At 63.2% G+C, this 18,047-nt stretch carries 16 protein-coding genes; 15 read left to right on the top strand and 1 reads right to left on the bottom strand.

Going from position 1 to position 18,047, the window contains the following annotated elements:
* Nucleotides 1-253: 253 nt before the first annotated feature.
* The 8 genes from LQK84_RS06235 to LQK84_RS06200 all read left to right on the top strand — a co-directional run bounded on the left by LQK84_RS06235 (nucleotide 254) and on the right by LQK84_RS06200 (nucleotide 8,487).
* Nucleotides 254-1,885, top strand: coding sequence for a long-chain-fatty-acid--CoA ligase (locus LQK84_RS06235; protein ID WP_230827820.1), 1,632 nt, complete (start codon nucleotides 254-256; stop codon nucleotides 1,883-1,885).
* A 48-nt stretch (nucleotides 1,886-1,933) separates the two neighbouring features.
* Entirely contained in the window at nucleotides 1,934-3,052 is a 1,119-nt protein-coding gene (locus tag LQK84_RS06230; RefSeq protein ID WP_230827819.1) for an acyl-CoA dehydrogenase family protein, read from the top strand.
* Nucleotides 3,053-3,072: 20 nt separating this feature from the next.
* Nucleotides 3,073-3,849 (top strand): enoyl-CoA hydratase/isomerase family protein, encoded by a 777-nt coding sequence (locus tag LQK84_RS06225; RefSeq protein WP_230827818.1) that lies wholly within the window; start codon nucleotides 3,073-3,075, stop codon nucleotides 3,847-3,849.
* Nucleotides 3,846-5,003: an acyl-CoA dehydrogenase family protein gene (locus LQK84_RS06220; protein ID WP_230827817.1), complete on the top strand. Its 1,158-nt coding sequence runs from the start codon at nucleotides 3,846-3,848 to the stop codon at nucleotides 5,001-5,003. Before LQK84_RS06225 ends, LQK84_RS06220 begins: the two co-directional genes overlap by 4 nt.
* Before the next feature lie 120 nt (nucleotides 5,004-5,123).
* Nucleotides 5,124-5,921: an ABC transporter ATP-binding protein gene (locus LQK84_RS06215; RefSeq protein ID WP_442966891.1), complete on the top strand. Its 798-nt coding sequence runs from the start codon at nucleotides 5,124-5,126 to the stop codon at nucleotides 5,919-5,921.
* Nucleotides 5,914-6,657, top strand: coding sequence for an ABC transporter ATP-binding protein (locus LQK84_RS06210; protein ID WP_230827816.1), 744 nt, complete (start codon nucleotides 5,914-5,916; stop codon nucleotides 6,655-6,657). Before LQK84_RS06215 ends, LQK84_RS06210 begins: the two co-directional genes overlap by 8 nt.
* A 2-nt stretch (nucleotides 6,658-6,659) precedes the next feature.
* Nucleotides 6,660-7,520, top strand: a complete 861-nt coding sequence (locus LQK84_RS06205) for a branched-chain amino acid ABC transporter permease (protein WP_230827815.1) — start codon at nucleotides 6,660-6,662, stop codon at nucleotides 7,518-7,520.
* 10 nt (nucleotides 7,521-7,530) lie between these two features.
* The gene (locus LQK84_RS06200) at nucleotides 7,531-8,487 is read left to right on the top strand and encodes a branched-chain amino acid ABC transporter permease (RefSeq protein ID WP_230827814.1); all 957 of its coding nucleotides are present in this window, start codon (nucleotides 7,531-7,533) and stop codon (nucleotides 8,485-8,487) included.
* 53 nt (nucleotides 8,488-8,540) lie between these two features.
* Here the strand turns inward: LQK84_RS06200 and LQK84_RS06195 are convergent, their stop codons facing one another.
* The gene (locus LQK84_RS06195) at nucleotides 8,541-9,293 is read right to left on the bottom strand and encodes an IclR family transcriptional regulator (RefSeq protein WP_269071850.1); all 753 of its coding nucleotides are present in this window, start codon (nucleotides 9,291-9,293) and stop codon (nucleotides 8,541-8,543) included.
* Between the two features lie 246 nt (nucleotides 9,294-9,539).
* Between LQK84_RS06195 and LQK84_RS06190 the strand changes: the two genes are divergently transcribed.
* The 7 genes from LQK84_RS06190 (at nucleotide 9,540) to paaG (ending at nucleotide 17,676) form a co-directional block, all read left to right on the top strand.
* Nucleotides 9,540-10,295 carry an SDR family NAD(P)-dependent oxidoreductase gene (locus LQK84_RS06190; RefSeq protein WP_230827812.1) on the top strand — a complete coding sequence of 252 codons (756 nt, stop codon included), beginning with the start codon at nucleotides 9,540-9,542 and terminating at the stop codon, nucleotides 10,293-10,295.
* Between the two features lie 79 nt (nucleotides 10,296-10,374).
* A complete protein-coding gene (locus LQK84_RS06185; RefSeq protein WP_230827811.1) occupies nucleotides 10,375-11,598 on the top strand; it encodes an ABC transporter substrate-binding protein in 1,224 nt (407 codons plus the stop codon).
* A gap of 79 nt (nucleotides 11,599-11,677) precedes the next feature.
* Nucleotides 11,678-12,571: an SMP-30/gluconolactonase/LRE family protein gene (locus tag LQK84_RS06180; protein WP_230827810.1), complete on the top strand. Its 894-nt coding sequence runs from the start codon at nucleotides 11,678-11,680 to the stop codon at nucleotides 12,569-12,571.
* Between the two features lie 17 nt (nucleotides 12,572-12,588).
* A complete protein-coding gene (locus LQK84_RS06175; protein WP_230827809.1) occupies nucleotides 12,589-14,709 on the top strand; it encodes an acetate--CoA ligase family protein in 2,121 nt (706 codons plus the stop codon).
* Nucleotides 14,706-15,254: a flavin reductase family protein gene (locus tag LQK84_RS06170; RefSeq protein ID WP_230827808.1), complete on the top strand. Its 549-nt coding sequence runs from the start codon at nucleotides 14,706-14,708 to the stop codon at nucleotides 15,252-15,254. The genes LQK84_RS06175 and LQK84_RS06170 overlap by 4 nt, the downstream gene beginning before the upstream one ends.
* Nucleotides 15,255-15,286: 32 nt before the next feature.
* The gene (locus tag LQK84_RS06165; protein WP_230827807.1) at nucleotides 15,287-16,891 is read left to right on the top strand and encodes a glucose 1-dehydrogenase; all 1,605 of its coding nucleotides are present in this window, start codon (nucleotides 15,287-15,289) and stop codon (nucleotides 16,889-16,891) included.
* The gene (gene paaG, locus LQK84_RS06160; RefSeq protein WP_230827806.1) at nucleotides 16,888-17,676 is read left to right on the top strand and encodes a 2-(1,2-epoxy-1,2-dihydrophenyl)acetyl-CoA isomerase PaaG; all 789 of its coding nucleotides are present in this window, start codon (nucleotides 16,888-16,890) and stop codon (nucleotides 17,674-17,676) included. The genes LQK84_RS06165 and paaG overlap by 4 nt, the downstream gene beginning before the upstream one ends.
* Nucleotides 17,677-18,047 lie beyond the last annotated feature (371 nt).

The following is an 18,047-nucleotide window of genomic DNA, read 5'->3' as shown; positions in this document are numbered from 1 at the left end:
CGACTTCCCTCCCGTCAAAAGCAATACACATAAAAGGTCATCTTTCACATCTGTGAATTTGCCTGTGTTTGCAGGCGGTCGGGCCGGATTTACGCGGCCGGATCGGATGCGGACGAACCCGCAAACTTCACACTGGTGAATTCTAACTTCGCAAATGAGTTTTGTTTGACAGTCGCGCCGTCCCTTGTGACTGTTTGGACAACATGAAGGCGGTGTCGGGAGCATCGCCTGGTAATTTGAATTGGGAGGTTCCATGCGCGCTCTTATGCAGGAGCGGCAATTGCTGATTTCGTCCTTGATCGAGCATGCCGCTACCTATCATCCGGACACCGAGATCGTCTCGCGGACCTGCGAAGGCACGACCGTTCGTTCCAGCTATCGCGAGATCCGCAGCCGCGCCAAGCAGCTTGCCAAGGCGCTTGTGGCCATGGGCGTGAAGCCCGGCGACCGCGTCGGCACGCTGGCCTGGAACACGCATCGCCATATGGAACTCTATTTCGCCGTCTCCGGAATTGGCGCAGTCCTCCACACGGTCAACCCGCGGCTTTTCCCTGAGCAGATCGAGTACATCGTCAATCACGCCGAAGACAAGGTTCTCTTCTTCGACATCACCTTTGCCGGCCTTATCGGCAAGCTCAGGCCGCATCTCGGCACCGTCGAGCGCTTCGTTGCCATGACGGACAGCGCGCATCTGCCGGCCGAGGCTGGCGACTGTGCGGCTTATGAAGATGTGATCGGCGCTCAGGACGACCAGCTCGACTGGCCGCAGTTCCCCGAAACGGAAGCCTCCTCGCTCTGCTACACATCCGGCACGACCGGCAATCCGAAGGGCGTGCTCTACAGCCACCGTTCGACGCTCCTGCATTCCTTCACCGCCTGCTCTACCGACGGCCTCAAGCTTTCGAGCCGCGACAGCGTGCTGCTCGCCGTTCCGCTTTTCCATGTGAATGCCTGGGGCATCCCTTACGCATCCGCCATGTGCGGCGCGAAGGTCGTGTTGCCCGGCCCCTGGCTCGACGGCAAGAGCCTGTTCGAGCTTGCGGCTGAAGAAAACTGCAATTTCTCGCTCGGCGTGCCCACCGTCTGGCTCGGTTTCCTCAAATATATCGAGGAAACACCCGGCCTCGATCTCAGCCGCATCAAACTGGAACGCGTTGTCATCGGCGGCTCTGCCGCGCCGCGCGCCATCATCGAGAAGCTGCACCATCTTCTCGGCGCGGAGACCCTTCATGCCTGGGGCATGAGCGAGACGAGCCCGCTCGGCACCATCGGTAATCTCCTGCCCAAGCATCGCGATCTTCCGATCGAAGAGCAGATCACCATTCGCGCCAAGCAGGGCCGCGCCATCTATGGCGTGGAACTGCGCATCACCAACGAAGATGGTCAGCCGCTGGCGCATGACGGCGAGACGAGCGGCGACCTGAAGGTACGCGGCCCCTGGGTCACAGCCGGCTATTTCAAGGGCGAAGGCGGCGAGGTTCTGGACGAGGACGGCTGGTTTGCCACCGGCGACGTCGCCTGCATCGACCGCGAAGGCTATATCCGCCTCACCGACCGCTCCAAGGACGTCATCAAGTCCGGCGGCGAATGGATCTCCTCCATCGATCTCGAAAATGCCGCTGTGGCGCATCCCGCCGTACAGGAGGCCGCCGTCATCGGCCTGCCCCATCCGAAATGGCAGGAACGGCCGCTGCTGCTCGTGATCCGCAAGCCGCAGGCCGAGCCGGAGAAGCAGGAAATCCTCGACTTCCTCTCCGACCGCGTCGCCAAATGGTGGCTGCCGGACGACGTCGTCTTTGTCGACGAGCTGCCGCACACCGCCACCGGCAAGCTGCAGAAGAACAAGCTTCGCGAGCAATTCCGCGACTTTACATTCAACACCTGAAGCATATCGGCAGGACGTTCGTCCGCCGGAGACTGAAAAGGAGCAACCATGCCTCAGATGGTCATGGATGACGAAGACGGCGAACTGGCGATGCTGCGCGACAGCGTGGCCGCCTTTGCCGAAAACCGCCCGGGTCCGAAGACCGTCCGCGCGCTGCGCGGCGATCATCGCGACATGGACACCGCGCAATGGACCGAAATGGCAGAGGCCGGCTGGCTCGGCCTCATGCTGCCGGAAGAACTCGGCGGCGCCGGGCTTGGCATCCGCCACCAGGCGATCATCAGCGAAGCGCTCGGCCGCGCGCTGATCCCCTCGCCCATGACGACGGCCTCCGTGCTCTCCTCACTTCTGCTCGCCGCTGCTCCCGACAGCGCCGAACGCAGCCGTCTTGCCGAAGGGCTGATCGCCGGCAGCGCGATTGTGGTGCCCGCCATCGAAGCCAATGGCCACCTCGTCCGCCTCAATGGCCGGCGCGAGGGCAATGTGATCCGCCTCGACGGTCATATCGAGTTCGTTGAAGCCGCGCATTCCGCCACGGATTTCATCGTGCTGGCAGAAGTCGACGGCAAGACGCTGCTGCTCAGCCTCCCCTCGGACTGCACCGGCCTTAGCCGCGCCGACAAGGAAGGTGTTGAAGGCACGCCGCTTTCGATCCTCGTTCTGGAAGGCTGCCGCGTCGCGCCCGAAAAATGCCTGATCGACGGCGCGGACGCAAAGACCGTCGCGAAGGCGATCGACCTTGCCCGCGTTGCCGCTTCCGCCGAACTGTCCGGCATTGCCAGCCGGGCCTTCGAGATGGCGCGCGAATACACGGTCAACCGCGTCCAGTTCGGCAAGCCGATCGCCTCCTTCCAGGTCATCCAGCATCGTCTGGTCGATCTCTGGTCGGAAGCTGAAATGGCGGCCGCCGCCGTCGTCAACGCCATCGAGTTCCTGGAAGGCGAAGACGAGAAGGCTTCACGCCTTGCCGTGCTCGCCGCCAAGGCGCGCGCCTCTGATGCCGCCTCGCTGATCGCGCGGCGCGCCATCCATCTTTACGGCGCCATGGGCTTTACCGACGAGTCCGACATCGGGCTCTACCTGAAGCGCGCCATCAATCTCGGCGGCATGCTCGGCCAGGCCGAACAGTTGCGCCGCCAGTTCGTCATCGAGGAGCGAGCCGCCTGACGGCGCTCGGGAGAAACCCCATGCAAAACAATCTGATCAAGACCGAAATTGCCGACCACATCGCCGTGGTCACCATGACCAACCCGCCGGTCAACGCTTACTCGCGCGAGTTCACCGAAGAGCTGATCGAGGTTTTCGACGAGCTTAACGATACGCCGGATGTCCGCGTCATCATCATCACCGGCCAGGGCAAGATCTTCTCCGCCGGCGCCGACATCAAGTCGCGCGGCAATGTCGGCGAGATCAAGGGCGAGACCTATCGGCATCTGCGCCGCACCCGCGAAGTCGCCAACTGCATCATGGAATGCAACAAGCCGGTGATTGCCGCCGTCAACGGCCCGGCGCTCGGCGCCGGCATGGGCCCGGTGACGAATGCTGACATCATCCTTGCCTCCGACAACGCCTTCTTCGCCCTGCCGGAGATCGATATCGGGCTTATGGGCGGCGCGCGCCACACGATGCGCATCTTCCCACACTCGCTGGCACGGCGCATGATTCTCACCGGCTATCGCCTGCCGGCCGAGGAAGCCTATCGTCGTGGCATCATCGAGGCCTGCGTTCCGCTCGACCAGCTGATGGAAGAGGCGATGAAGATCGCCCGCTCGATCGCCTCCAAGAGCCCGAAGGCGCTCAGCCTTGCCAAGCGCGCGATCAACACGGTCGAGACCATGCCGCTGCGCGATGGCTATCGTTTCGAGCAGAACCTGACGGTGGAAATGACCCGGCACGAGGACTCCAAGGAGGCCATGCGCGCCTTCATCGAAAAGCGCCCGGCCGTCTTCAAGGACGAAGCATGATGCAGACGGACTGGAACAGCCTGCCCGACGAGGAATTCCGCGAGATCTTCCGCGACTGGGTCGATGACAATTGCCCGAGCGAGCTGCGCTACATGCGCAAGCAGCGCCCGACCTATGAAGAGGTCAAGGACTGGTATCAGGCGCTCTCCGAAAAGGGCTGGCTCTCGCCGGTCTGGCCGGTCGAACATGGCGGCATGGGGCTGAACCCGGCGAAGCACATGATCTATGTGGAAGAATGGGCGCGCCTCGGCTGCCCGCGCATTCCCGACCACGGCATCGGCCTTGTCGGCCCGCTGCTGATCCAGTACGGCACCGCCGAGCAGAAGGCGGAATTCCTGCCGAAAATCCTCTCCGGCGAGCACATGTGGTGCCAGGGCTATTCCGAACCCAATGCCGGCTCGGACCTTGCCTCGCTGCGCACCTCCGCCGTTCTGGAAGACGGTCATTTCGTCGTCAACGGCCAGAAGATCTGGACGACGCTGGCGCATTGCGCCAACTGGATCTTCGTTCTGGTGCGCACCGACAAGGAAGCAAAGCCACAGCGCGGCATTTCGGTCCTGCTGGTCGACATGTCCCTGCCCGGCGTCACCGTTCGCCCCATCGCCAACCTGCGCGGCGAGAAGGACTTCTGCGAAGTCTTCTTCGACAGTGTGAAGGTGCCTGCCCACCGCCTCGTCGGCGAGGTCAACCAGGGCTGGACGCTCGCCAAGTCCGTGCTCGGCCATGAGCGCATCTTCCTCGGCGCGCCGACGCGGCCGGAATATGCGCTGGGACGGCTCGAAAAGCTCGCGACCAGCCGCGGCGCCTTCGACGATCCGGCATTTCTGTCGCGCTACGCCAAGCTGCGCCTCGATCTCTACGATCTCGGCTCCAGCTTCGAACGCTTTGCCAAGATCCTGCGCTCCGGCGGTGAGCTTGGCGCTGATGTGTCGATGCTGAAGATCTTCAATACCGAGCTTTATCAGCGCATTACCGAAGAAATGCTGATGCTGGCCGGTGAGGAATCGCGTTACAACGACGATCTGGAGACGGAAAACGGCGATGTCGACGCGATGAACCTGTTCCTGGATTCCCGCGCGCCGGCGATTTTCGGCGGCTCCAACGAAATCCAGCGCAACATTCTCGCCAAGGCCGTTCTCGGCCTGCCGGGATAAGCAATTCCAGCGAAAGCGGAAGCCGGTTTCGCGTCCGGAATTGCGTAAAACAGGAAGCAACATCCGGCCGTACAAGAGGAGCGCGCGGCCGGATGAAAAAGGGAATGGGAGGAGACCGACGTGTCTGAAGTCGCAGCGCCTGCGCGCGCGCCAACCGCTGCCAGTTCGGCGGACAATATTCTGGTCGCGGAGAATATCTCGCGCCGCTTCGGCGCGTTTCTCGCCGTCAACGATGTCAGCCTGGCCGTCCGGCGCGGCTCGATCCATGCACTGATCGGGCCGAATGGCGCCGGCAAGACGACCTGTTTCAACCTGCTGACCAAGGCGCTGCCGCTGAGTTCCGGCCGCATCAGCTTCAACGGCAAGGATATCTCGGCGCTCCGCTCGGCCGATGTCGCGCGTCTCGGCCTTGTCCGCTCCTTCCAGATTTCGGCGACCTTCCCCAATCTGACGCTTCTCGAAAATGTCCGCGTGGCGCTGCAGGCGACCTATGGCAAGGCCTTCCACTTCTGGCGCTCGATCGCCGCGGTGAAGGATCTCAACGCCCGTGCCGGCGAACTCCTCGATCAGGTCGGCCTTGCCGGCAGCCGCGATCTGCTGGCCTCGGAACTCTCCTACGGCAAGAAGCGCGCGCTGGAGATTGCCACCACGCTGGCGCTGGAGCCGGACCTGCTGCTTCTCGACGAGCCGACCGCCGGCATGGGGCACGAGGATATCGAGCCGATCACCCGCCTCATCCGCAAGGTCGCGGAAGGCCGCACCGTGCTTCTGGTCGAGCATAACCTTTCTGTCGTTTCCACGCTCTGCGACCGCGTGACCGTGCTTCAGCACGGCCAGATCATTGCCGATGGCAGCTACGAGGCCGTTTCGCGCGATCCGCTCGTGCGCACCGCCTATATGGGAGAAGAGGATGCGTGAGCCCGTCCTGAAATCATCCGCCACCCCCGGAGCCGCCCCCGCCATGCTGTCGGTCGAAAACCTGCATGCCTGGTACGCGGAATCCAAGGTGCTTCACGGCATCAATTTCGACGTTCGCGAAGGCGAGCTGCTGACGCTGATCGGCCGCAATGGCGCAGGGAAAACCACGACGCTGCGCGCCATCATGGGCATCCTGCAGAAGCGCACCGGCTCGATCCGCATCAACGGCGACGAACTGATCGGCAAGCGCACCTTCGAGATCGCCCGCAAGGGCATTGCCTATTGCCCGGAAGAGCGCGCCATCTTCTCCTCGCTGTCGGTGCGCGAAAACCTGCTTCTGCCGCCGGTTCTCAAACCCGGCGGGATGACGGAAGAGGAAGTGTTCGAAATCTTCCCGAACCTGCTTCGCCGCGCCGGAAGCCAGGGCACGAAGCTTTCCGGCGGCGAACAGCAGATGCTGGCGCTCGCCCGAATCTTACGCACCGGCTCGCGTCTTCTGCTGCTCGATGAGCCCAGCGAAGGCCTCGCGCCCGTCGTCGTCAAGGAGATCGGCGACATGATCCTGAAGATCAAGGCGCGTGGCTATACCGTTCTTCTGGTTGAACAAAATCTGCGTTTCGCCCGCAAGGTCGCCGACCGGCATGTCGTCATCGAACACGGCGAGGTCGCCGATATCCTGACGGCCGAAGAGGTCGAGCGCGCGCCCGAGCGCATCCAATCCTATCTGGGAGTCTAGGAATGACCGTCCAGCTGCTTGCCGGCCAATTGCTTCTCGGCCTGATCAACGGGTCCTTCTATGCGCTCCTGAGCATGGGCCTTGCCATCATTTTCGGCCTCATGAATGTCGTCAACTTTGCGCATGGCGCGCAATACATGATCGGCGCCTTCACCGCCTGGTTCCTGCTCACCAATTTCGGCGTGTCCTACTGGGCTGCCCTGGTGATTGCGCCGCTGATCGTGGCGGCCTTCGCCATGATCCTGGAGCGCCTGCTTCTTAGGCCGCTTGCCAATCTCGACCATCTCTACGGCCTGCTCGCGACCTATGCGATCGCGCTGATCGTCGAGGGACTGGTGCGCCAGCGCTATGGCGCGACGGGCATTCCCTATGAAAGCCCGATCAAGGGCGGCGTGCATCTCGGCTTCATGTTCCTCCCCTGGTATCGGCTCTGGGTCGTCGTCTTCTCGGTCGCGACCTGCCTCGGCACCTGGTTCCTGATCGAAAAGACCCGGCTCGGCGCCTATCTGCGTGCCGCCAACGAAATGCCGTCCATCGTCGAATCCTTCGGCATCAACGTGCCGAAGATGATCACGCTCACCTATGGCTTCGGCGCCGGTCTTGCCGCGCTTTCGGGCGTACTGGCGGCCCCGATCTATCAGGTCTCGCCCTCCATGGGCTCGAACGTGATGATCGTCGTCTTCGCCATCGTCGTCATCGGCGGCATGGGATCGATTTCGGGTGCGATCATCACCGGCTATCTGCTCGGCATTGTCGAGGGACTGACCAAGATCGTCTATCCGGAAGCCGCCAACATGGTCGTCTTCGTCTTCATGGCCGCAGCGCTGATGTGGCGTCCTGACGGCATGATGAAGTCGAATTGAGGAGAACGAGATGAACAAGAAACTCCTCATCGCAGCGCTTGCTCTTGTCGCCGCTCTCATCGCACCGGTCTATGTCTATCCGGTGCTCCTGATGACGATCCTGTGCTTTGCGATCTTCGCCTCGTCCTTCAACCTGCTGCTCGGCTATGCCGGCCTGTTGAGCTTCGGCCATGCCATGTTCTTCGGCACGTCCGCCTACATCACCGGCTGGCTGCTGAAGTCCTCGCCGATCTCGCTGGAACTGGCGCTCCTCGGCGGCATGCTGGTCTCGACCGTCATGGCAGCGCTGGTCGGCCTGCTCGCCATCCGGCGCGCCGGCATCCAGTTCGCGATGATCACGCTCGCCTTCTCGCAGTTCGTCTATTTCGTGCTGCTGCAGGCGCATTTTACCGGTGGCGAAAACGGTATGCAGGGCATTCCGCGCAACGCGCTCTTCGGTCTCATCGACGTGAAGGACAGTTTCCACTTCTACTACGTCGTTCTTGGTGTCTCGGCGCTCGCGCTCTTCCTGTTCTACCGCATCGTCAATTCGCCCTTCGGCGAAATCCTGCGTGCCATCAAGGACAAGGAACCGCGGGTGGAATCGCTGGGGATGAAGCCGGAGCAGTTCAAGTATCTCGCCTTCATCCTTTCCGCCTCGCTTGCCGGTCTTGCCGGCGCGCTGAAGGCGACCGTCTTCCAGTTCGCAACGCTGACGGATGCTTCCTGGCCGATCTCGGGCGAAGTGATCCTGATGACCCTGCTCGGCGGGCTCGGCACCTTGAGCGGCCCGATGTTCGGCGCCGCGATCGTCGTCATCCTCAATGACGAACTCGCCGGCCTCGGCGAATGGGCGCTGATCGCGCAAGGGGTGATCCTGCTCGTCGTCATCGTCTTCTTCCGCCGCGGCTTTGTCGGCGAGATCGCAGCGCTGATGGCAAAGTGGAAAAAGCCGGCCGCGAAGTCCGAAGTCCAGGCGACGGCTTGAGGTCTTCCCGGTTCTAACCAAATGAGGGCGGCTTGAATGCCGCCCTCGCCGTTTCAGAATTCGATTTCGACCGGCTGGTCGAATGGATCGCTCGGAACAACGGTCTTCGCCGCCTTCTGCAGGACGGAGAGATAGCGGTCATGGTTCTGGCGAATCCGCTCCAGCGCACCGCCGAGACCCAGCACGACCGGCTGGCCCTGGATCGTCACCGGCAGCAGCACGCAGATCGTCCCGCCGCCCAGAAACGGCAGGTTCTCGACCGAGCAATAGCCCTGCTGGCGGATGGTTTTGATCTTCGCCATCATGTCGCCGACCTTCACGCGGTCGGCCGCCTTGGATGTCGCAATATTGGCACGGCGGATGACGTTGTCGATCTTGTCGTCCGGCATCGTCGACATCAGAAGCCAGCCCACGGCCGACTCTGTCAGAAGCCGCATCGCGCCCTCGTCCACATGGAAGCGCAGCGCATGGACCGACTGCACGATCTGCACATATTGCAGATAGATATCGTTTTTCGTATTGATCGAAACCGTCTCGCCGGTCGCCGCATGAACGTCCCGCATCGCCTCGATCACCCGGCCCGAACCGAAGAGCGCGCGCGGCACCCAGTCGCCCAGAGACGTCACCTTGACGGTCGGAAAATACAGCCGCTCGCGGCGGTCGAAATTCAGGTAGCCCAGCGTGATCAGCGTCTTGAGAAGCACGGTCGTGCTCGACTGCGGATAGCCGAGCGCCGCGGCAATTTCCGACATCGCGCGCGGCTGCCTAACCCTTTTGAAAAATTCAAGAATTTCCAAAGCCCGCATGGCGGACTTGACTTGTGACGTCTGCACTTGGCTCTCCTCCCAGAGAGTTGCGGTTTCACATTCATGAATATGAACCACACGTATGAAATGCGATTGTTAAGATGACAGTTGGCGTGACACAGTGGGTCCAGTCAAGAGCGACAGTGATTTTTGTGATCGCTGAATGCCGCACGAGGGAGGAGTTCTCGTGCGTGAATTTGGAGGAAACCGGAAGGCGCCAAGCCGTCCGGCAGGGAGTGAATAAAGATGCAAAGACTGGCGGGAAGAGTTGCCCTTGTGACCGGTGGCGGTCGCGGTCTTGGCCGTGCAATCTGTGAAGCCTTCGGTCGCGAAGGTGCAGCCGTCGGCGTTCTGGACCTCAAGCCGGAGGTTGCCGAGCCCGCCGCCGAGGCGATACGCGCCGCCGGTGGCAAGGCGCTTGCGATCACCGGCAATGTCGCAAAAAGACAAGACCTTTTCGACGCCGTTTCGAAGCTCCGCGCCGAATTCGGCCCCGTCGACATCCTCGTCAACAATGCCATGTGGAACCGCTACGGACCGCTCGAAGAGCAGACCGAAGATATGATCGGCCGAATGATCGATGTCGGGCTGAAGGGCGTCGTCTGGGGCTATCAGGCCGTGCTCGAAGACATGACCGCAGCAGGTGGTGGCGCGATCGTCAATATCGGCTCGCCGTCATCCGTTCTCGCGATGAAAAACGGCATCATGTACAGTGCCATCAAGGCGGCAGTCTCCGGCCTGACACGCTCGGGTGCAGCCGAGTTCGGCCCGCGCAACATTCGCGTCAACGCGATTGCGCCCGGCTCGACCCCCACCGAGGGCGCCAATCTCGTCGTCAGCGAGGAAGCCTGGGAACGGCGGCGCCAGCGCGTGCCGCTCGGCCGTCTCGGCACACCGGACGATATCGCCAACGCCGCCGTGTTTCTGGCGAGCGAAGAGGCAAGTTTCATCACCGGCGACATTCTGTTCGTCGATGGCGGCATTACATACGCATTTTCATGACCGCATCACGCGGCTGAAATCTTGAGGAAGACGCCCGCTTAACGGTTGGAGGACCGGCGGGCACAATGGGAGAGAGACCATGCAAGCATTCAAAGCGACATCCGCAGCCCTTCTGGCGGCCACCATCCTGTCGGCGCCGATCCAGGCATCCGCTGCCGGGATTTCCGGCGATGTCATCAAGATCGGCATCATGAACGACCAGTCCGGTCCCTATGCCGACAATTGCGGCCCCGGCTCCGTTGCCGCCGCCAAGCTCGCCATCGAAGATGCAGGTGGCGCCGTTGACGGCAAGAAGATCGAACTCGTTGTCGCCGACGACCAGAACAAGCCCGATGTCGGCGTTGCCGCTGCCATGAAGTGGGTCGACAAGGAAGGCGTCGACACGATCGTCGGCTGCTCGGCCTCCTCGATTGCGCTCGCCGTCTCCGACATCATGAAGGAGCGCAAGAAGCCCTACATGCTCGCCGGCACCGCCTCATCCGCCTTCACCAACGACAAGTGCTCGCCGATGACGACGCAGTGGGTGCTCGACACCTATTCGCTGCCCAAGGCAACCGCAAATTCGCTGGTTGGCGAAGGCCTGAAGACCTGGTTCTTCGTGACCGTCGACTACGCGTTCGGCAAGGCCTGGCAGGCTGACACGACGAAGTTCGTCGAAGCCGCCGGCGGCAAGGTTGTCGGCTCGGTTCTCCATCCGCTGAACAACTCAGACTTCTCGTCCTTCCTGCTGCAGGCGCAGGCCAGCGGCGCAAAGGTTGTCGCCTTCGCAAACTCCGGCTCCGATTTTGCCAACGCGATCAAGCAGGCACAGGAATTCGGCCTTTCGGAAGGCGGACAGAGCCTCGTTCCGCTCGGCCTTCTGCTGAACCAGACGCATGGCATCGGCCTGCAGATCCTGAAGAACGTCAAGCTCTCGACGCCCTTCTACTGGGACGCCAACGATGAGACGCGCGCCTTTGCCAAGCGCTTCATGGCCGCCTTCAACAACCGCGCGCCGAACGAAGCCCAGGCCGGCACCTACAGTGCGATCAAGCACTATCTCGAAGCCGTCAAGGCTGCGGGTTCCGACGATGGCGAGGCCGTCATGGCCAAGATGAAGGAACTGCCGATCAACGACTTCGAGATGAAGAACGTCAAGATCCGCGACGACGGCCAGGTCATGCGTCCGCTCTACTCGGCCCGCATCAAGACCCCCGAACAGTCCAAGGGCGCCTATGACTATTACGAGATCACCGGCACGATCGCCGCTGAAGACGCCTGGCGTCCGGTCTCCGAAAGCGCCTGCGCCGCGCTGAAGAAGTAACAACGCTTCCTCCCATGCCGGCGGCGGCCCGCTTGATTGCGACGCAGCTGCCGGCAATTTTTTTCTTCCGGAAGACCAGATGTCCACGATAGTCCCGTCCATCACCCGCGTCCGCATCAGCGAAACAGCCGACAATCTCGGCGAAAGCCCGGTCTGGGATGGCGAGACCGGCCGCATCTACTGGGTCGACAGCGTTTCCTGCCTCGTCCGCTATCACGCACCGGAAACGGGCGAGTTCGGCCAGTGGGAAGCGCCGTCCATGGTGGGCTCCATCGGGCTTGGCATGAACAACACGCTGATCTGCGGCCTTTTCGACGGCCTCTACAGCCTTGACCTTGCAACCGGTGCCTTCACCCCCCGCTTCGTGCCGGACCCGACCGATCCGCTGGTGCGCTTCAACGACGGCAAGGTGGACCGCTTCGGCCGCTATCTCTGCGGCACGATGGGCATTCATGCCGATCCGCGCGGCACGCTCTACCGGCTGTGCGAGAACGGCGAGACCGACATGCTGGCCAACGGCATCCGCATCGCCAACACGCTCTGCTTCAGCCCCGACGGCGAGACGATGTATTTTGCCGACAGTCTCGACCGCAAGATCAGGGCCTACAAATACGGCGACAATCGCGAGCCGCTGACCGAGCCGCGCATGTTTGCCGATACCGAGATCTTTGCCTCCGGCCCCGATGGCGCAACCGTGGATGCGGAAGGCTTCCTCTGGGTGGCCCTCGTGCAGGTCGGCCGCATCGCCCGCTTTGCGCCGGATGGCCGCCTCGACCGGCTGATTGCCGCGCCGACCGACATGCCATCGTGCCTCGCCTTCGGCGGACCGGACCTTTCGACGCTCTATGTGACGTCGATCAAGAATTCCGGCTCCGGCCGCGCCATTTCCCGCCATCCGCATGCCGGCTGCCTCTATGCCATCGAAGGCCTGGGCGTCAAAGGCCTGCCCGAGACCCGGTTCGGCCAGAACTGAGCCGCAAGGAACGAGACATGACAGACACGCTTTCCGCCCTTCTCGATCCCCGCTCCATCGCCATTGTCGGCGCATCGGAAAATGCCGCCCGCATCGGCGGCCGGCCGCTGCGCTACCTGCGCGAAAGCGGCTTCAAGGGCGCGATCTATCCCGTGAACCCCAACCGCGACAATGTGCAGGGCTTCACGGCCTATCCGTCGATTGCCAGCCTGCCGGCAACGCCGGATGTGGCCATCCTGGCCGTACCTGCCGCCGCCACCGTTGAAGCGGTGCGCGAATGCGCGGAGCGCGGCGTCTCCTCGGCCATCGTCTTTTCCGCCGGCTTTGCCGAAACCTCGGAAGAAGGCCGCGCGATGCAGAACGAGATCGCCGACATTGCCCGCGAAGCGGGGATGCGCGTTCTCGGCCCCAACTGCCTCGGCGTCTTCAACGCCCGCGCCAACTACTACGGCACCTTTTCGGCGATCCTCGACACCGGCCTAATCGAACCCGGCCCGGTCTCCGTCGTCTCCCAGAGCGGCGCCTATGGCTCGCATATCACCCACCTCGCCCGCCAGCGCGGGCTCGGCATCAGCCATTGGGTAACGACCGGCAACGAATGCGACATCGACGTCGCCGAAGCGCTGCGCTGGGTCGTCGATCAGGACGGCGTCAATGTCGTCATGGCTTACGCCGAAGGCATCCGGAACCGCGACGCCTTCATCGATGCGCTGGAGACCGCACGCCGGCGCGAAACGGCAATCGTCTTCATGAAGGTCGGCCGCTCGGAAGTCGGCGCCCATGCCGTCAGCTCGCATACCGCGGCGCTGGCCGGCTCGGACGCCGTCTTCGATGCCGTGCTGAAGCAATATGGCGTGCATCGTGCCCACACGACCGCCGAACAGCTCGACATCGCCTATGCGGCCTCGCGCGGCATTTTCCCGAAGACCGGCCGGCTCGGCATCTTCACGCTTTCCGGCGGCTTCGGCATCCAGATGGCCGACGACGCAGCCGATGCGGGGCTCGACGTTGCCCCCATGCCCGAGACCGCTCAGGGCGAATTGAAGGAAATCCTGCCCTATGCCTCGCCGGTCAATCCGGTGGATGCGACCGCGCAGGCTCTCACTGAACTTCCCGTCATGACGCGTTTCATCAGCACCATGCTGGAAAAGGGCGGCTATGACATGTTCACCGGCATTTTCGGCAGCGGCCCGGCAAGCCCGACCTTCGGCCCGATGCTGCGGAAGGCGCTGGAAGATGCCGTGTCGGACAAGGACGACGTGATCAAATGCCTGACCATGTCCGCACCCGCCGAGGTCATGCGCTCCTACGAGGAGAAAGGCTTCCTTGTCTATGAGGACGGCACGGCGCTGACCCATGCGCTCGGCGCACTCGTCCGCTTCCGGCAGAATTTCGATCTCGCCAAGGCGGCGGATGTCGCGCCCGCAAGCCCCGCCCCGGCCGATATCCCGGCCCGCGCCATTACCGAGCACGAGGCAAAATCGATCCTGACAAAGGCCGGCATCAGCTTCACGCCGGAACGGCTGGTGACGCCCGAGGCCGACCCCGGCCCGGTCGCGGACGGGCTTGGCTATCCGCTGGTGATGAAAATCTCCTCCCCCGACCTGCCGCACAAGACGGAAGTCGGCGGCGTGGCGCTGAGCCTGAAAACTGCCGACGAGGTGCGCACCGCCATGAGCGCGATGCTCGCCCGCGTCAGGGCCAAGGCGCCGGACGCCCGGATCGAGGGCGTGATCCTCACGCCGATGATTTCCGGCGGCGTCGAAACCATTGCCGGCACCTTCACCGATCCCACGATGGGCCCCGTCGTGATGTTCGGCCTCGGCGGCGTCTTCGTGGAAGTACTGAAGGATGTTACCTTCCGGGTCGCGCCCTTCGACAAGGCGGAGGCGCATCGCATGATCCGCGAAATCCGCGGCTTTGCCATGCTGGAGGGTGTGCGCGGTGCGCCTCCTGCCGATCTCGACGCGCTGGCCGATCTCCTGTCGCGCCTCTCGATCTTCGCCCATGTCCATGCGGAGCAGATCGACAGCATCGACCTCAACCCCGTTCTCGCCCTGCCCAAGGGTCGCGGTGCGGTTCCGCTCGATGCGCTGATCGTCGCGGCGGGTGCAGAGCACCATAAGGCGGTCGCATGACGCGCGGCAGGAAAGCGAACTCAATCGAGATTCCGAAGCGCAGCGCGGATGTGGATACGCCCGCCAGCGGCACTGACTTCAAGCGCGCGCTTCGGCAGATCGCCTCGCCCGTCGCCATCGTCACGGCCGCGAACGGTGGCGATATCGGCGGCCTGACGGCAACGACCTTCTGTTCCGTCTCCAGCGATCCGCCGACCTTTCTCGTCTGTCTCAACAAGGGCTCGGCGGTCGCCGGCCTGATCGACGCGAGCGGCCAGTTTGCGGTCAACCTGCTGGCGGACGAACAGCATGCCATCGCCCGCAGCTTCTCCGGCCCGGAGAGCGGCACCGCCGCCCTGTTTTCCAAGAGCGGCTGGAGCAGCCTGCTCAGCGACGCCCCGGTTCTTGACGATGCGGTCGCCTGCCTTGACTGTGACGTCGAAAGCCGTGTCGATGCGGGAAGCCATAACCTTTATCTCGGGCGCGTGCGGGCGATCTCGACGGCCGAGCGCGATGTCTTGCTCTATCGCGACGGCCTTTTCAGACGGCTGCAACCCGCAGGGTGAGAAGACCGCCAAGCGGCTTGAAGGAGACTGCCATGAGCACTGAGACCAAGATCGCCATCATCACCGGCGCCGCCGGCGGCATCGGCCGCGCACTCTGCGAGGTCTTCGTCGCGGATGGCTATCAGGTCGCGGCGGTGGATCTGGCCGGAACCGGCGTCGAGGATTTCGCGCAGTCTCTCGGCAAGGAGCATGCGGGCTTTGCCTGCAACCTCGCAAGCGAGACGGATATCATCGCCACTGTCGCAAAGATCGCGGCGCACTTCGGCCGCATCGATGTCCTGGTCAACAATGCCGCGATCGGCCCGACCATGGCCGCGACCGCTGACACGTCCATCGACGGCTTCCGCCTGGCGCTTTCCGTCAATCTCGTCGGACCGCTGGTGCTTGCCGGCGAAGTGGCCGAGCGCATGGGCCCGGAAGGCGGCGTCATCGTCAACACGGCGTCACTGGCCGGTGTCGTCTCGAACCCCAAGCGCAATGCCTATGCCGCCTCCAAGGCCGGCGTCGTCAGCATGACGAAATCGCTCGCCTGCGAGCTGGCTCCCCGCAATATCCGCGTCGTTGCCATTGCCCCCGGCTATGTCCGCACGCCGATGGTGGCGGGGCTGGAACGCGACGGCAAGGCCGACCTTTCCAAGGTGCGCCAGCGCATTCCCATGGGCCGCATGGCGCGACCGGCGGAAATCGCCACCGTCGCCCGCTTCCTCGCCTCGGACAAGGCGCGCTACATCACCGGAACCGTGGTTGCCGTCGATGGCGGCTGGGCGACTTTCAACCAGCCGGGCGAAGCCCATCCCCCGGTCGCCGGCACGCCGGATGCCGAGCTTGCGGCCCCGACGCCCAGGAGCGGCCCGCGCATCGTCGTCGTCACGGGCGGCGCACGCGGCATCGGCCGGGCGATCTGCGAGGCCTTTGCGGCGAAGGGTGACACGGTTGTCATCCTGGATCGCGAAGGTGATGAGGCTGCCAGTGTCGCGGCAAACCTCGGTCCGCAGCATCGCGCCATCACGACGGACCTTGCGATCGAAGCCGAGATCGTCGCCGCTTTTGCAGAGATCGCGAAGACCTTCGGCCGCGTCGATGTGCTCGTCAACAATGCGGCCATTGCCGATCGCTTCATGCCGGTCGGCGAGCAGACGGCCGATTACCTGACCAGCGTTCTCGACATCAACCTGACCGGCGCCTTCATCGCGCTTCAGCAGGCGCTGGCGCTGATGCCGAAGCCAGGCGGGGTCATTCTCAATCTCGGTTCGATCAACACCTTGCTCCCCTTCGCGCCCCGCCACGCCTATGGCGCATCAAAGGCCGGCATCGACATGCTGACGCGCTGCATCGCTGCCGAACTTGGTCCCGTCGGCATCCGCACGGCGACGATTGCGCCGGGTTACATCCGCACGCCGGGCGTCGCAGCGCTCGAACAGGACGGCAAGATCGATGGAATGAAGATCCGCCGCCGCATTCCGATGGGCGATCTGGGCCGGCCGGACGACATTGCGGATGCCGCACTCTTCCTCGCCTCCGAAGAGGCGTCTTACATGACAGGCGCGATCCTCTATGTTGACGGTGGCTGGACGGCCTTCGGCAATGCCGGTGACGCCTCTTCGCCCGAGTTGAATGATCTGGAGCGTGCGGAATGACGAGCGAAAATCTGGTTCTGACCCGGAAGGAAGACGGCTTCACCGTCATCACGCTGAACCGGCCGGACAAGCTCAACTCCTTCACCGGCCCCATGCATGCGGCCCTTCGCGAAGCCCTTCAGGAGGCAGCGAACGATCCCGCCTGCCGCGCCATCGTGCTGACCGGCGCGGGTCGCGGCTTCTGTGCCGGCCAGGACCTGCAGGAACGCAACTTCGACAACGGCCCGCCGGATCTCGGCGCATCGCTTGCGGAAAACTACAATCCGCTGGTCATGGCGATCCGCACCGCCGAAAAGCCGGTGATTGCCGCCGTCAATGGCGTGGCGGCAGGCGCCGGTGCGAATGTGGCACTTGCCTGCGATATCGTGATTGCGGCCCGCTCGGCCAAATTCATCCAGTCTTTCTCGCGTATCGGCCTCGTGCCCGATGCCGGCGGCAGCTGGTTCCTGCCCAAGCTCATCGGTGATGCCCGCGCCCGCGCGCTCGGCATCCTCGCCGAACCCGTCACCGCCGAACAGGCGGCCGAATGGGGCATGATCTGGAAGACGGTCGAAGACGCCGAGCTGATACCGACCGTCGAGGCCATGGCGCGCGATCTCGCCACCCGCCCTACCCGCAGCTTCGCGCTGATGAAACAGGCCTTTCTCGCCGCGCCGGAAAATTCTCTGGAAGCACAACTGGCGCTGGAGGCCGACCTGCAGCGTGAGGCCGGCCGCACCGAGGATTTCCGCACCGGCGTCGAGGCCTTCCGCGCCGGAACCAAGCCGGTGTTCAGAGGTCGCTGAGACCGTCCTGCGGTTGCCGGATAGGTCACAAACCCAGCATCGTTTCGCGCCTCGCTCGCGAAGAAATTCCGCTTTGCGCCAGCAGTCTGTCGTCGATCTCGCCAGACTGCGCCCTGCGCTGCTGGCACACATTCGCCGGATCCGATAAACATTTGTTATAAAAACATATTTCCCAAAGAATTCTTGCCCGACGCGCGGTTGCCCGAGCCGGATTCCACGCCCCGAATTGACACTTGTCAGCCACCAGTCCATGTCGATCACTTCACAGATATGAAACTTGCCTTCACGCCTCTGTGCCCGCTTGAAAGCCGCCGGTTGTGAGCGTCTAATCTTTTCAAGAGGAGCATGAGCCGTATTCGCGGGCGCGTCGC

Origin of the sequence: Rhizobium sp. C4, from assembly GCF_021026315.1 — a bacterium.
Taxonomy (GTDB): Bacteria; Pseudomonadota; Alphaproteobacteria; order Rhizobiales; family Rhizobiaceae; genus Ensifer_A.
This window is presented reverse-complemented; position numbering and strand designations above follow the sequence as displayed.